At 71.6% G+C, this 13,837-nt stretch carries 14 protein-coding genes and 1 tRNA gene; 8 read left to right on the forward strand and 7 right to left on the reverse strand.

Features of this window, described 5'->3' with window-relative positions:
• Nucleotides 1–84: 84 nt before the first annotated feature.
• The 3 genes from KHP12_RS23180 to KHP12_RS23190 are packed head-to-tail and all read left to right on the forward strand — an operon-like array spanning nucleotide 85 to nucleotide 2,508.
• Complete coding sequence (locus KHP12_RS23180) at nucleotides 85–1,047, forward strand: NADP-dependent oxidoreductase (RefSeq protein WP_086886219.1); 963 nt, start codon at nucleotides 85–87, stop codon at nucleotides 1,045–1,047.
• Complete coding sequence (locus tag KHP12_RS23185; protein ID WP_086886218.1) at nucleotides 1,044–2,015, forward strand: NmrA/HSCARG family protein; 972 nt, start codon at nucleotides 1,044–1,046, stop codon at nucleotides 2,013–2,015. The genes KHP12_RS23180 and KHP12_RS23185 overlap by 4 nt, the downstream gene beginning before the upstream one ends.
• A gap of 49 nt (nucleotides 2,016–2,064) precedes the next feature.
• The gene (locus tag KHP12_RS23190) at nucleotides 2,065–2,508 is read left to right on the forward strand and encodes a GlcG/HbpS family heme-binding protein (RefSeq protein ID WP_086886217.1); all 444 of its coding nucleotides are present in this window, start codon (nucleotides 2,065–2,067) and stop codon (nucleotides 2,506–2,508) included.
• An 86-nt stretch (nucleotides 2,509–2,594) separates the two neighbouring features.
• On the opposite strand, the gene KHP12_RS23195 is transcribed toward KHP12_RS23190, so the two are convergent.
• The 3 genes from KHP12_RS23195 to KHP12_RS23205 all read right to left on the reverse strand — a co-directional run bounded on the left by KHP12_RS23195 (nucleotide 2,595) and on the right by KHP12_RS23205 (nucleotide 4,857).
• Entirely contained in the window at nucleotides 2,595–3,023 is a 429-nt protein-coding gene (locus tag KHP12_RS23195; RefSeq protein WP_208653281.1) for a tetratricopeptide repeat protein, read from the reverse strand.
• 217 nt (nucleotides 3,024–3,240) lie between these two features.
• On the reverse strand, nucleotides 3,241–3,390 hold the full coding sequence (locus KHP12_RS23200; RefSeq protein WP_208653280.1) for a hypothetical protein: 150 nt from the start codon (nucleotides 3,388–3,390) through the stop codon (nucleotides 3,241–3,243).
• 87 nt (nucleotides 3,391–3,477) lie between these two features.
• Nucleotides 3,478–4,857: an acyl-CoA synthetase gene (locus KHP12_RS23205; protein ID WP_210609383.1), complete on the reverse strand. Its 1,380-nt coding sequence runs from the start codon at nucleotides 4,855–4,857 to the stop codon at nucleotides 3,478–3,480.
• Nucleotides 4,858–5,017: 160 nt separating this feature from the next.
• On the opposite strand from KHP12_RS23205, the gene KHP12_RS23210 reads away from it, so the two are divergent.
• Entirely contained in the window at nucleotides 5,018–5,455 is a 438-nt protein-coding gene (locus KHP12_RS23210; protein WP_210609385.1) for a hypothetical protein, read from the forward strand.
• Between the two features lie 281 nt (nucleotides 5,456–5,736).
• Here KHP12_RS23210 and KHP12_RS23215 read toward each other — a convergent pair whose 3' ends face one another.
• The gene (locus tag KHP12_RS23215) at nucleotides 5,737–7,122 is read right to left on the reverse strand and encodes a cystathionine beta-synthase (protein WP_086886614.1); all 1,386 of its coding nucleotides are present in this window, start codon (nucleotides 7,120–7,122) and stop codon (nucleotides 5,737–5,739) included.
• A gap of 197 nt (nucleotides 7,123–7,319) precedes the next feature.
• On the opposite strand from KHP12_RS23215, the gene KHP12_RS23220 reads away from it, so the two are divergent.
• From KHP12_RS23220 to KHP12_RS23230, 3 genes are all read left to right on the forward strand, one after another.
• Entirely contained in the window at nucleotides 7,320–8,351 is a 1,032-nt protein-coding gene (locus KHP12_RS23220) for an SGNH/GDSL hydrolase family protein (RefSeq protein ID WP_037954405.1), read from the forward strand.
• 659 nt (nucleotides 8,352–9,010) lie between these two features.
• Complete coding sequence (locus KHP12_RS23225) at nucleotides 9,011–10,231, forward strand: acetyl-CoA C-acetyltransferase (protein WP_037954408.1); 1,221 nt, start codon at nucleotides 9,011–9,013, stop codon at nucleotides 10,229–10,231.
• Between the two features lie 305 nt (nucleotides 10,232–10,536).
• Nucleotides 10,537–11,460, forward strand: a complete 924-nt coding sequence (locus KHP12_RS23230; RefSeq protein ID WP_086881278.1) for a hypothetical protein — start codon at nucleotides 10,537–10,539, stop codon at nucleotides 11,458–11,460.
• 101 nt (nucleotides 11,461–11,561) lie between these two features.
• Here the strand turns inward: KHP12_RS23230 and KHP12_RS23235 are convergent, their stop codons facing one another.
• Entirely contained in the window at nucleotides 11,562–11,903 is a 342-nt protein-coding gene (locus tag KHP12_RS23235) for a hypothetical protein (RefSeq protein ID WP_086881279.1), read from the reverse strand.
• 119 nt (nucleotides 11,904–12,022) lie between these two features.
• Here KHP12_RS23235 and KHP12_RS23240 point away from each other — a divergent pair, with 119 nt between their 5' ends.
• Nucleotides 12,023–12,253, forward strand: coding sequence for a DUF4287 domain-containing protein (locus KHP12_RS23240; RefSeq protein ID WP_037954490.1), 231 nt, complete (start codon nucleotides 12,023–12,025; stop codon nucleotides 12,251–12,253).
• Between the two features lie 145 nt (nucleotides 12,254–12,398).
• Here KHP12_RS23240 and KHP12_RS23245 read toward each other — a convergent pair whose 3' ends face one another.
• Together KHP12_RS23245 and KHP12_RS23250 are read right to left on the reverse strand one after the other, a co-directional pair.
• Complete coding sequence (locus KHP12_RS23245) at nucleotides 12,399–13,295, reverse strand: Bax inhibitor-1/YccA family protein (RefSeq protein WP_086881280.1); 897 nt, start codon at nucleotides 13,293–13,295, stop codon at nucleotides 12,399–12,401.
• A gap of 185 nt (nucleotides 13,296–13,480) precedes the next feature.
• Nucleotides 13,481–13,563 (reverse strand) — tRNA-Leu (locus KHP12_RS23250).
• Between the last annotated feature and the right edge of the window lie 274 nt (nucleotides 13,564–13,837).

Here is a 13,837-nt window from a genome sequence, read left to right on the forward strand (position 1 = left end):
CTGAGCGTCGACGAGGCTGAAGCACATGCCTGGGCTCTCGGCCCGGACCGAAGAACATGCGAAGCGGATATGAGCGAGGAAAGTATGAGCGAGCAGACGATGCGCGCCGTCACCGTCAAGGAGTTCGGTGGACCGGAAGTGCTGACCGCCGGCCGGGTCGCGCGCCCCGAGCCACTGCCGACCGAGGTGCTGGTGCGCGTGCACGCCGCCGGAATCAACCCGGTGGACTGGAAGACCCGCGCGGGCCACGGGATGGCCGGGCTGCAGACGCTGCCGCTGATCCTCGGCTGGGACGTCTCCGGCGTCGTCGAGGAGACCGGCTTCGGTGTCACCACGCTCGCACCCGGTGACGAGGTCTACGCCATGCCGTGGTTCCCGCGCCCGGCCGGCGGATACGCCGAGTTCGTCACGGCACCGTCCCGTCAGTTCGCCCGCAAGCCGGTCTCGCTCTCGCACGTCGAGGCCGCGGCTCTGCCGCTCGCGGCGCTCACCGCCTGGCAGACCCTGGTCGACACGGCGCGCGTCACCGCCGGGCAGCGGGTGTTGGTGCACGCCGCGGCCGGTGGCGTGGGGCACTTGGCAGTGCAGTTCGCCAAGCACCTTGGCGCCGAAGTGATCGCGACCGCCCGCGAGCCCCGGCACGCCTGGCTCAAGGAACTGGGCGCGGACGAGACAATCGACTACACCCGGCAGCGGTTCGAGGAGGCCACCGGCAAGGTCGATGTCGTCATCGACCTGATCGGCGCCGCGGATGACACCGACGTGCGATCGGTGTCGGTGACCCGGAGAGGCGGCCTGATCGTCTCCATCCCGGGCGGTGTCTCGGACGCCCTGGCCACTGCCTCCGGACAGGCGGGTGTGCGCACCAGCCCGCTGCTGGTCGAGCCGGACGCCGCCGCTCTGACGGCCATCGCCGACCTGGTCGACTCCGGTGCGGTCCGGGTCGAGGTCGAGCGCAGCTTCGCCCTGGAACAGGCCGCCGAAGCGCACCGGCTGGGCGAGACCAACCGCACCCGCGGCAAGCTCGTGCTGGAGGTGGCGCGGTGACGTCGACGACCGCACTCGTGGTCGGGGGCACCGGGACCATGGGCACCCGGATCGTCCGCGCCCTCGCCGCACGGACCGGCACCGTCGTGCGGGTGCTGACGCGGAACCCGTCCTCGGAGCGGGCCCGTGGCCTGGTCGAGAACACCCCCGGTGACATTCGGCCGGTCCGCGGCGACCTGGACGACGAGCAGTCCCTGAAGACCGCGTTCCAAGGTGTCGACCAGGTCTTCTGCAATACCGACTTCTTCGCCACCGCCAGCCCTCAGCAGGAGTACGCACAGGGGCTGCGGGCCCTGCACGCGGCGCAGCAGGCCGGGGTGGACCGGTTCGTCTGGTCGTCACTGGACAACGCCGCCATCCTCACCGACGGGCGTATCCCGGTCCCCCATTACGACGCGAAGGCCGCCGTGGAGGCCCACATCGCGCTGCAGCGCTCCGAAGAGGCCATGCGTCAGGAGACCGACGGCTGGTACTCGCGGCACGTCGCCGTCCTGGTGACCGCACCATACTTCGAGAACCTGTACAGCCTGGCGCCGCAGCGGGCCCGGCTGCCCGACGGACGGGAGGGCCTCGTATTCGCCCTGCCGCTGGGCCGGGCCGGCCGCTGGCCCTTGATCGCGCTCGACGACATCGCCTTCTTCGCCCGCCACCAGCTCGACCACTGGGACGACTGGGGCGGCCGGACCCTGCGCATCGCCGCCGACGCCCTCACCGGTGACCAGATCGCGGCGGCGTTCGAGAAGGCGACCGGTGTGCCGAGCGTCTACCAGGCGGTGGATCTCGACGAGTTCAGCCGGTCTCTACCAGGGATCGGCCACGACCTGGCCGCGATGTTCGCCTTTTTCCAGGACCACGACCTCCTCTCCCGGGACCGGGATCTGCAGGCCCTGCGCGCCCTGCACCCCGAACTCGCCACCTTCGGCGACTGGTTGACCACCACCGGATGGGACGGCGCCGCCGCGGGATGACAACGCGGCAGCCGACCGAAAATGATCTTTGCCAGTAGAGAGGATTTTGATGCAGAACGTCACCCGGACGCATTCCCTGCCCACACCTTCGATCACCCGCTCCTCCGCCGCCGAACTCATCGCGGCTGTGCGCGCGGCTGCCGAGAACATCGGATTCGAAGCCGCCATCGCGGTCACAGACGCCGGCGGTCATCTGAAGGCGTTCGAACGCGCCGACGACGTACCGTTCCTCGCCGCCGAGGTCGCCGTCGACAAGGCATGGACGGCAGCCTCCTTCCGCAGCGCCACCCACGTCTGGAATTCCTACGTAACCGACCCTCAGGTCGCCCCTCTCTCCCACCATCCTCGGCTCATGGCCGTCGGCGGCGGCTATCCCGTCATCGAACTCGGCGAGTCAATCGGCGGTTTGGGCGTCTCCGGCGGCAGTGCCGAGCAGGATCAGCAGGCCGCGGAAGCCGGACTGCGAACGCTGGGGTTCGAAGTCCCCGCCTGAGCCACGCGCGCGCCCGCCGGCGGCGAGGAAGACCGGACGGTCGCCCTCCGGAGTGCCCCATGCCCTGGCACCGGCCCGCGCCCTCGTCATCTCAGGGCGGCGACGATGCGCTCCCGCGCCCCGGCTGCCCGGGGGTCGTCGGAGGAGGCCAGCGCGCTCAGGGCCGCGGCCCAGTGCCGCCGCGCCTCCTCGGCCCCGTCAGCCTCATCGGCCTCTCGCAGCGCACCGGCGAGACCGTCGAGGGAGAGCGCCGTGTGCCACAGGTCGTCCAACTCCCGGTGGGTCGCCGCGGCGCGGCGGTAGAAATCGGCCGCCTCGCCGGGCCGCCCAAGCCGCCGGTACGTCTCCCCCGCGCCGTCCCACGCCCGCGCCTCCCGCGCCCGCGCCTGCCACGCCCGGTCGCCGAGGCGTCGCTGGAGGGAGGCGGCCCGCTGGAACGAGACCAGGGCGGCGTCGAACGCACCGTTGGCCTGCCGCGCCCGGCCCGGCTCCAGCAGCCAGTACCCCTCCCGCATGTGGTTGCGGTGGGTGAGGGCGATGTCCAGCGCGCCCTGTGCGGACCGCAGCGCCTCCTCCGGCTGCCCGCGGTCCCGCTGAATGGCGCTGACGCTCGGCCTCCGCGGTGCGGTCGCCCAGCCTGCGGGCGGCGCGCAGTCCGATGCGGCCCATGGGGAGCCATTCCTCGAACGGGTTCAGGAGCATATGCGCGCTCTGCAGCACCGCGGGAAGCCTTCAGGCGATCACATCGAGACCGGCCTCCTCGGCCGCGCGGGTCGCGGCCGGCGCGGAGTGCGCATACCAGACCGGCACCCGCCGCGGCGCCGCCCCGCGTTCCTCCGGGAATTCCTCCTGGCGGCCGGGCACCCGCACGCGCATGCTCATGAGCCGCTGTCCTTTTGCTGCCCTGTCCATCACGATCCGCCTCTTCTCTCGCGTTCGGTCGTCGGGACGGTCGCTGGACGGCCCGGATCAGGCCGGGGGCAGGAGCTTCTTCTGGGGCTTGCCCATGGCGTTGCGGGGCAGGGCCTCCAGGAAGCGCACCTTGCGGGGGCGCTTGTGGACGGAGAGCTGGGAGGCCACGAAGTCGATCAGCTCCTGTTCACCGATGCCGTCGGCCACGACATACGCGACGATCTCCTGACCCAGGTCCTCGTGCGGGGCGCCGACGACGGCGGCCTCGCGGACGGCCGGGTGGTCCAGCAGGGCGTTCTCGACCTCGCCCGCGCCGATGCGGTAGCCGCCGGACTTGATCATGTCGGTGGAGGCGCGGCCCACGATGCGGTGGAAGCCGTCCGGGTCGATGGCGGCGATGTCGCCCGTGCGGAACCAGCCGTCCTCGGTGTACGAACCGGCCGTGGCCTCGGGGCGGTTGAGGTAGCCGTCGAAGAGGGTCGGGCCGGTCAGCTGGAGCTCGCCGATCTCGGCGCCCTCCTCGGCGGCGATCCGGGTGCGGATGCCCGAGAGCGGGGTGCCGACGTAGCCAGGGCGGCGCTCGCCGTCGGCGCGGGTGCTGAGGGTGATGAGGGTCTCGGTCATGCCGTAGCGCTCGATGGGGCGCTGGCCGGTGAGCCGTTCCAGCTCGCGGAAGACGGGGGCGGGCAGCGGGGCGCTGCCGGAGACCAGCAGCCGGGCCGAGGCCAGGGCGCGGGCGGAGTCCGGGTCCTGGACGATGCGGTTCCAGACGGTGGGGACGCCGAAGTAGAGGCTGCCGTTCGCCGCCGCGTACGCCGCCGGGGTCGGCTTGCCGGTGTGGACGAGGCGGCTGCCGGTGCGGAGTGCGCCGAGGACGCCGAGGACCAGGCCGTGCACATGGAACAGCGGCAGGCCGTGGACCAGGGTGTCGTCCGGCGTCCAGGCCCATGCCTCGGCCAGCCCGTCCAGGTCGGCGGCCACCGCCCGCCGGGAGATCAGCGCGCCCTTGGGCGCCCCCGTGGTGCCCGAGGTGTAGAGGATGAACGCCGTGGACTCCGGGTCCGGCTCCGCCTTCGTCCACGCGGCGCGCTCGGTCGGGTCCACCGGGACGGTCTCGACCGGGGCGTCCACGGCCTCCCCGGTGAGCAGCAGGGTGGCGCCCGAGTCCCGCAGTATGTGGTCGCGTTCGGCCGGACCTGAGTCCGGCGGTACGGGCACCACCGGCACCCCGGCCAGCAGCGCGCCGACCACCGCGACCACCGTCTCCGGGGTCGCGGTCGCCCGGACCGCGACGACCGGCGCACCGGCGATACGAGCCGCCACCGCGCCCGCGGCCCCGAGCAGTTCCTCGCGCGAGAGCGCGCGGCCGCCGATGCTCAGCGCGTCGGGGCGGTCGTCGCCGGGCGATGCGAGGGACGTGAGGAGAGGTGCGGTCACGGAACTGACTCCTTCCACAGCGGGCCGGGGGTGCTTCTCCGTCCCGCGCGTCTTCCGGGGGGCTGGCTTCGGGGCCTGGTTTCGGGGGCTGGTTTCGGGGGCTGGTTTCGGGGGCTAGCCCTACCGACAAAGCGTCCCCGCGACCGTACCGTTCCTAAGCATGGACGCCCGTGACCCGGATCTGAATAAGGAACTCGACGCGGCCCTGCAAACCCGTAAGGAGCTGGGTGCGGAGTACGAGTCGGAGCTGGTCGACTCCTTCATGGAGAAGGTCGAGCAGCGCTTCAACGATACGGCGGACCGCCATGTCCGCCGCCAGCTCGCCGAACAGCAGATGGCGACGGCCCGCGGCAGCCGCCCGTACGCCACCGGCGCGCCCGCGGACCAGGCCCACGGCCTGGGCGTCGGCGAGCGCTTCGCCTTCGTCGGGGTCTCCCTGGTGCTGGCCATCCCGCTGTCGGCCATCGGCGTCGTGAACGAGGGCCTGCCGGGCCTGCTGATCACCTGGGCCGGAGTCTTCGGCGTCAACGCCGTTCATGCCATGGGGGCCTTCTCCCGGCTCCGCCGGGGCCATGGGCAGGAGAAGAGCAGGGACTAGAGAAGTCTGCGCGGGGACCGCCGCACCCCGGTGACAAGCCACCGAGGGCGGGACGACGGCGGTCCCCGCGGGGACGCGGGCCGGGTCAGGGCCGGAATTCCGCGTCCAGGCGACCATGGAGGTCCGGGAGCCGCTCCGGAGGTCCTGTCGCCTTGTCTCGGGTGTCGGTGTCGTCCTTCCGACGCCCACTAATCTGCCGGAGCTGTGTTAACCCTGTGCTGCGGGCGCGTGACACGTTCGTACCACTTGCCCGAAGGGGGCGTTGGGGTCCTTACGGGCCCTCACTTCGGGCCGTTGGCCAGGTACGCCAGCAGGTCCTGCCGGCTCACCACACCCTTCGGCTTGCCCTCCACCAGCACGATCGCCGCGTCCGCCGCGCCCAGCACCGCCATCAGGTCCTCGACCGGCTCACCGGAGCCGACATGCGGCAGCGGCGGGCTCATGTGCTTCTCCAGCGGGTCGGTCAGCTCCGCGCGCTTCGCGAACAGGGCGTCCAGCAGCTCGCGTTCCACCACCGAGCCGATGACCTCGGCGGCCATCACATCCGGGTGGCCGGCGCCCGGCTTGACGATCGGCATCTGCGAGACGCCGTACTCCCGCAGTACGTCGATGGCCTCGCCCACCGTCTCGTCCGGGTGCATATGGACCAGCGAGGGCAGCCCGCCCTCCTTGCCCTGGAGCACATCGCCGACCCGCACCGAGGGGCCGTCCTCCTCGAGGAAGCCGTAGTCGGCCATCCACTCATCGTTGAAGATCTTGGAGAGATAGCCGCGGCCGCTGTCGGGCAGCAGGACGACCACCACATCGTCCGGGCCGAGCCGCTCGGCGACCTTCAGCGCGCCCACCACGGCCATCCCGCAGGAGCCGCCGACCAGCAGTCCCTCCTCCTTGGCCAGCCGCCGCGTCATCTGGAAGGCGTCCTTGTCGGAGACGGCGACGATCTCGTCCGCGACGGTCTGGTCGTACGCGGTCGGCCAGAAGTCCTCGCCGACGCCCTCGATCAGATACGGGCGGCCGGAGCCGCCGGAGTAGACCGAGCCCTCGGGGTCGGCGCCGATCACCTGGACCCGGCCCTCGCTGGCCTCCTTCAGATAGCGGCCGGTGCCGGAGATCGTGCCGCCGGTGCCGACGCCCGCCACGAAGTGGGTGATCTTGCCTTCGGTCTGCTCCCACAGCTCGGGGCCGGTGGTCTCGTAGTGGGAGAGCGGGTTGTTCGGGTTGCTGTACTGGTCGGGCTTCCAGGCGCCCGGCGTCTCGCGGACCAGCCGGTCGGAGACGTTGTAGTACGAGTCGGGGTGCTCGGGGTCCACCGCGGTGGGGCAGACCACGACCTCGGCGCCGTAGGCCCGCAGCACATTGATCTTGTCCGTGGACACCTTGTCCGGGCAGACGAAGACGCACTTGTAGCCCTTGCGCTGGGCGACCATGGCGAGGCCCACACCGGTGTTGCCGGAGGTCGGCTCCACGATGGTGCCGCCCGGCTTCAGCTCCCCGGAGCGCTCGGCGGCCTCTATCATCCGGACCGCGATCCGGTCCTTCACCGAGCCGCCGGGGTTGAAGTATTCGACCTTGGCCAGGACGGTCGCCCGGATGCCTTCGGTCACGGTGTTGAGCTTCACCAGCGGGGTGTTGCCGACCAGCTCAATCATCGATTCGTAGTACTGCACACCTGCTCCTGGTCCGGTTCCGCGGGATCTCCGCGTCGGGGCGGCCGCCGTCGCGGGGCCGTGCTGTCAGCTTATTGCGCGCCACCGCCCTCCGGCCGGTGCGTTGGGACGAAGCCTGCACGGGGCAACAAGTTGTTAGCAAGGCGTACAAAGGAGAAAGAAGCGCGTACGCGTGCGGACGGAGGTGGGCTGGACCCATGTCGATGTCGAGGGCGAGGGTGGCGCGGCGGATCGCCGCCGCGGCGGCGTACGGGGGCGGCGGGATCGGGCTGCTGGGCGGGGTGACCGCCGTGCTGTTGCTCACTGAGGTGTCCCATGCGAAGCGGGTCGTGGGCGGGTCGGACGACCCGCCTCCGCGCGCGGACGGGCGATATGGCTTCGCCTTCGCCCGCAGGACCGGCCAGTCACCCTTGCGGCTGGCCTTTCTCGGCGACTCCACGGCCGCCGGGCAGGGCGTCCACCGCCCTAGTCAGACACCGGGCGCGCTGCTCGCCTCGGGGCTGGCGGCGGTCGCGGAGCGCCCGGTGGACCTGCGGAACGTGGCGCTGCCGGGGGCACAGTCCAGCGACCTGGAGCGCCAGGTCACGCTGGTGCTGGAGGATCCGGACCTGCTCCCCGACGTATGCGTGATCATGATCGGCGCCAATGACGTCACCCGTCGGATGCCGCCCGCCAAATCGGTGCGGCTGCTGTCGGACGCGGTGCGCAGACTGCGCGACAGCGGTTGCGAGGTGATCGTGGGCACCTGTCCCGACCTCGGCACGATCGAGCCCGTCTATCAGCCGCTGCGCTGGATCGCGCGGCGGCTGAGCCGACAGCTGGCCGCCGCGCAGACGATCGGGGTGGTCGAGCAGGGCGGGCGCACGGTCTCGCTGGGCGATCTGCTGGGCCCGGAGTTCGCGGCGAATCCGCGGGAGCTCTTCGGCCCGGACAACTACCACCCCTCGGCGGAGGGGTACGCCACGGCCGCGATGGCCGTCCTGCCGACCCTGTGCGACTCGCTGGGCCTGTGGCCCGAGGAGGCGCCGGAGACGCTCGACGAGGGCATCCTGCCGGTCGCCACGGCGGCGGCCGAGGCGGCCGCGGAGGGCGGCACGGAGGTCACCGCGGCCCGCGGCCCCTGGGCCCGTCTGCTGCGCCGCCAGGGCCCCGCCACGAAGGAGCCCGCGGCCGTCTCCGGCTCCCCCGACGCACCGTCCCCGACGTCCCCGCCCCCTTCGGGCTGCTGACCTTGCGCGGGCCCGCCGCCCCGGGGTGAGGCCCCAGCCGCCCACCCGGGCCCGGCCCGGCGCACCCCTCCGGGTGCGGGCTGATCTACTCGGCCAGGTGCGGCTTTCGTCTCGCGCCTTCGGCGCAATTGAGCATGGGTCGGGGGTGCCGGGCCGGGCCCCCTCCGCCGGGCGCCGGGCCGATGGGCGCGAAGGCCGGCGACGGCTTCCCCGGCTGGGGGCCGGAGCCGAAACCGGACAGCGGGCGGGGGCCCTCTCAGGGAATCGCTTGATGTATTAGTTGCGCCAGATCAAGCGTTTTGGAGAGGGGGTACCGAACCCCTGCCGCCCGCAGCCCGGAGGGATCCCGGCCCCCGAGCACGGAAGCCGCCACCGGCCGCCGCCACCACCGGTCCGGCGCCCGGCGGCGCATCCCGGCCCCGGCACCCCTGCCCCGCTGCTCAATTGCGCCGAAGGCGCGAGACGGCGCCGCACCCGGGGCGAGCCGCGCAGCCAGACCCCATGCGCGAAAAGGGCGCACCCCAGGCGAAACCCCGAGTCGCTGAGCGTACGCTTGGAAAAAAGAGTCCGGTGTCACAGCCCGCACCCCGTGACCCTGCCGATACGTACGGGTAACTTCCCTCGGAGTCCCGCCCGCACCCCGCCCCCCTGGAGCCGTGATGCCCGAAGCAGTGATCGTCTCTGCCGCCCGTTCCCCCATCGGCCGCGCCTTCAAGGGCTCGCTCAAGGATCTGAGGCCGGACGACCTCACCGCCGAGATCATCCAGGCCGCGCTCGCCAAGGTCCCCGAGCTCGACCCCCGCGAGATCGACGACCTGATGCTCGGCTGCGGGCTCCCGGGCGGTGAGCAGGGGCACAACCTGGGTCGGATCGTGGCCGTGCAGATGGGGATGGACCACCTCCCCGGCTGTACGATCACCCGCTACTGCTCCTCCTCCCTCCAGACCTCGCGGATGGCGCTGCACGCCATCAAGGCGGGCGAGGGCGACGTCTTCATCTCGGCGGGCGTCGAGATGGTCTCGCGGTCGAAGAAGGGCACCTCGGACGGGCTGCCGGACACCCACAACCCGCTGTTCGCGGAGGCCGAGGCCCGTACGGTCGCGCGCGCCGAGCAGGAGGGCTCCGACTGGCACGACCCGCGCGAGGACGACCTGCTGCCCGACCCGTACATCGCGATGGGCCAGACGGCGGAGAACCTGGCCCGGCTCAAGGGGGTCACCCGCGAGGAGATGGACGAGTTCGGCGTGCGGTCCCAGAACCTCGCCGAGGAGGCCATCAAGAAGGGCTTCTGGGAGCGGGAGATCACCCCGGTGACCACCCCCGACGGCACGGTCGTCAGCCAGGACGACGGCCCCCGCGCGGGCACCACCCTGGAGGGGGTGCAGGGCCTGAAGCCGGTCTTCCGCCCCGACGGCCGGATCACCGCGGGCAACTGCTGCCCGCTCAACGACGGCGCCGCGGCGCTGGTGATCATGTCCGACACCAAGGCGCGGGAGCTGGGCGTGACCCCGCTGGCGCGGATCGTGTCCACCGGCGTCACCGGCCTCTCCCCCGAGATCATGGGCTACGGCCCGGTCGAGGCGTCCAAGCAGGCGCTGGCCCGCGCGGGGATGTCGATCGGCGACATCGACCTGGTGGAGATCAACGAGGCGTTCGCCGCGCAGGTCATCCCGTCCTACCGCGACCTGGGCATCGACCTGGACCGTCTCAACGTCAACGGTGGCGCGATCGCCGTGGGCCACCCCTTCGGCATGACCGGCGCCCGGATCACCGGCACGCTGATCAATTCGCTCCAGTTCCACGACAAGCAGTTCGGCCTGGAGACCATGTGCGTCGGCGGCGGCCAGGGCATGGCCATGGTCATCGAGCGCCTGAGCTAGCAGGTGCCCGGCGGATCGTGACGCCCGCGGCGGGCTGTTCCACGCGGCCGAGCCGACCCGGGCCCCGCGGCCCCGCCGCGGCGCGTCTGCGACACTGGTTCGATCCGGGCCGTGACCGAATCTCCCCCAGGATGTGACAAAAGTCCTGGGGGAGAGCCGTCTGCCCAGCTCAGCACCGGTGACCAAAGGCCCGCCCGGTACCGAATTCTGCCCATTTGGTGATGGTATGCACTGACGTCGAGAGGCGATAAGCCTCAAGCTGAGGTAGGAATTCGGGGGATCTACAGCCAACCGGGAGTACGTCAGTGAGCCCCACGAGTCTTGTCCTCCTCCTGGCCGCGGTGACCGCCACGGCCGTAGGGGCGGCTGCCTTGCACACCGCGCGCGGTGTGCGCCGGCAGATCAGTGAGCTGCGCGCCGAGCTCGCGGCCACCGTGACCGCCGGCCCCCGGACGGGCGGCGGAGGCGGCGGCGAGGAGGGCGGCCCGACGGTGCCCGCGCCCCGCGCCACCCCGGTCGCCGAGATACGCGCGGCCGTCGCCGACGCGCTGGCCGAGGAGCGGGAGCGCGAGCTGGCCGAGGCGCGGGCGTTCTGGGCCGCCCAGGAGGCCAGGGACTCCGCCGGAGCGGCCGACGCCCATTCGCTGCTGAGCGGGCCGGGCGGGTTCGAGGACGCCTCCCAGGACGCGCAGCTCTTCGTGCCTCGCCAGGCAGACCTGGCCGGGCTCGAACCGCTGCTCGGGCTGGACGCGCTGGGCCCCGACGCCATGGACTCCTATGGGGACCAGGAGCCCGAGGTCGAGTCCGAGGTGGAGCTGGAGCTGGGCGCAGGGGCGGAGCCCGCGGCCGAGCCCCGGGAGTCGGCCGAGCTGGCGGCGGCCCGCCGTCGCCATCCGTCCCACCCCGACTTCGCCCCGTCGTCACCGGTCGCCGACCACGACCGTACGGTGACCCGGCTCACCGAGCTGGCCGACGCCCGCACCCCGCTGTCCGATGTGCGGCCCGGGCCCCTCGGCACCCTCGATGTCTACGTCTTCGCCGACGGCACCACGATCTGCATGACCCCGGGCCACCGGGAGACGGCCGAGCGGCTGGCGGACGCGCTGCGCGAGGGCACCGCCCCGGTGCTGCTCGGCGGCTCGGGCGTCTCCGGTGCTTATGCGCTCACGTTCGGTTGCGGCGAGGAGAACGTGTACGTCCTCGCCGACCGCGTCATCGCCTCGCTGTAAGGGACACAGCTCCCCGGGGCGGGCCCTCGGGCCGCAAGCGGGCTCCTCAGGCCGCAAGGGGACCTCAGACCGCAAGTAGGCCCCGGGCCGCAAGCGGGCCCTCAGACGCCGCAGCGCCCCGCCGCCTCCACCACGAGCGCCACCGCCTCGGCGGCCCCCCGCGCCGCCTCGTCGCCCCCGGCGCCGCCCGGCGCACGCTCCAGCGCGTGCACCAAATCATGTCCGGCCACCGCCACCTGGTCGGCGACCACGAAAAGCCCCGCGTCGGGCATGATCCGCAGCGGGGTTCCCGGCTCCTCGAGCCGCTGTGCGCGCACCGACAATTCCCTGGCCAGGGCCAGCCCTTCGGCCGCCGCGCCCGCGCGCAGCCGGGACTGCGGAAGGGCGCGCAACCGGTCGGCGAGCCGGTCGACGGCGGTCAGGAGGGGGGAGACATCATCCACGCTCCGAGCGTATGCGCCACTGAGGGACTGTTGCCAACGGGCGAACACTCAGGCACGGTGAGCTGAAGGAAACCCGGGCTATGGAACCGGGTCCGGCATGGAAGCGTCCGGAGGCGCCGATGTCCCAAATCTTCTCCGACGAGACTCACCGGAACCTACTCTCCCGCATCCCCCAGTGCACGGGCCGTGAAGTCGCAGACTGGCTGCGCACGGTCGACGAGGGCCCCGCTTTCTTCCGATTCGAGGAGAAGGTCAGCTGGCTGCGCGGCGAGCACCAGCTCGCCTACGGCCATGCGAAGGCCATCATCCATGAACACGACTTGAGGCGCGCGGCCCGCAAGCTGCTGTAGCCCGCTGCCCGGAGGCAGAAGCGTGTATGACAGACCCACCGAACGGAGCGGCTTAAGCCGTACAGGAAGAAGGGCCCGCGGAGGTCTTCGCCTCCGCGGGCCCTTCTACGTGCTACGCGACGCTCAGGGGCGCTAGTGCTAGTCGCTAGTCCCTGAAGATCGAGATCAGCCGGAGCAGCTCCAGGTAGATCCACACCAGCGAGAGCGTCAGCCCGAAGGCGGCCAGCCAGGACTCCTCGCGCGGAGCGCCGTACCGGACACCGTCCTCGACCTGCTTGAAGTCCATCGCCAGGAACGCCGCGCCGAGCACGACGCCGACGAGGCCGAAGACGATGCCGAGGCCACCGCTGCGGAAGCCGAGGCCGTCCCCGCCGCCGATGGCGGCAAACAGCAGGTTGACCGCCATCAGCAGGATGAACCCGATGGCGGCGGCGAGCACAAAGCGCTGGAATCGCGCGTTCACCCGGATGAGGCGGGTCTTGTACGCGACGAGCACACCGACGAACACGGCCATCGTGCCGAGCACGGCCTGCATCGGGATGCCGGACCAGCGCTCGTTGTACACCTGGCTGATAACGCCGAGGAAGAGGCCCTCGAAGAGGGCGTAACCCATGATCAGCGCGGGCGAGGCCGTGCGCTTGAACGACTGGACGAGGCCGAGCACCATCGCCACGAGCGCGGCGCCGAAGCCCACGCCCACCGGAAGCTGCGCGATCCACGCGGCCGCGGCGGCGACGATGACGGTACCGAGGGTCATACCGGTGCGCATGACGACGTCGTCCATCGTCATCCGGCCGGTCTGAAGCGGGCCCGCCGGCGGCGCGCCGTACATCTGCTGGAGCTGTTCGGGGGTCAGATTCTGCTGGTCGCCCGCCGCGTAGGGGTTCGTGGGCGCCTGTGTCTGCGCGTACGGGGTACCGCCCGCGTACGGATTGGCCTGACCGGCGGCGGGGCTCCCGGCCTGCGGCGCCGCGCCGAAACCGGCGTAGCCGCCGCTGCGGCTGAACCCCCGTCGCGAGAAGACCGGGTTGCTGCTCCTCATCTCACTCCTCCGTGGCCGCCGAGCGCGACCTTGACTCAAGAGTAATGGGTAAGCAAAGAAAGCACCCTAGTGCCCAAGGAGGATCTTTTCATGCAAGAAGAGGCCGCGCGAGGCCCCTGCGGGCCCCGCGCACGCACCTGGGGCGACCATCCACACACGCTGAGTGCGCCCACCGGATCTGAAGGTGCCCGGAACCGGACTTGAACCGGTACGCCCGCGAGGGGCAGCGAGGTTTAAGCTCGCCGTGTCTGCATTCCACCATCCGGGCAGCGGTTCCCCCTGGGCCGTACGGTGCGCATACGGCCCTCCCCTGGAAGAGAGCAGCACGAGCCTATCCGGGGACATGCCCCCGCACAGCGAATCCTCGGCCCGAGGTTGTCTTATTTTATTGGCAACTGAGGGTGCATCAGCAGCGGGGCGGGGTACCCAAAGATGCCGACGGCCATTGGACCTGGCGATATGCCCTGAACCCCCATTAACTGGGGATTGACGCAATCTCGACGCCCCGGATGGGGCGTCCTCTCCTCCTTGAGGAGGACTCC

It is taken from the genome of Streptomyces asiaticus (assembly GCF_018138715.1).
Classification (GTDB): Bacteria; Actinomycetota; Actinomycetes; order Streptomycetales; family Streptomycetaceae; genus Streptomyces; species Streptomyces asiaticus.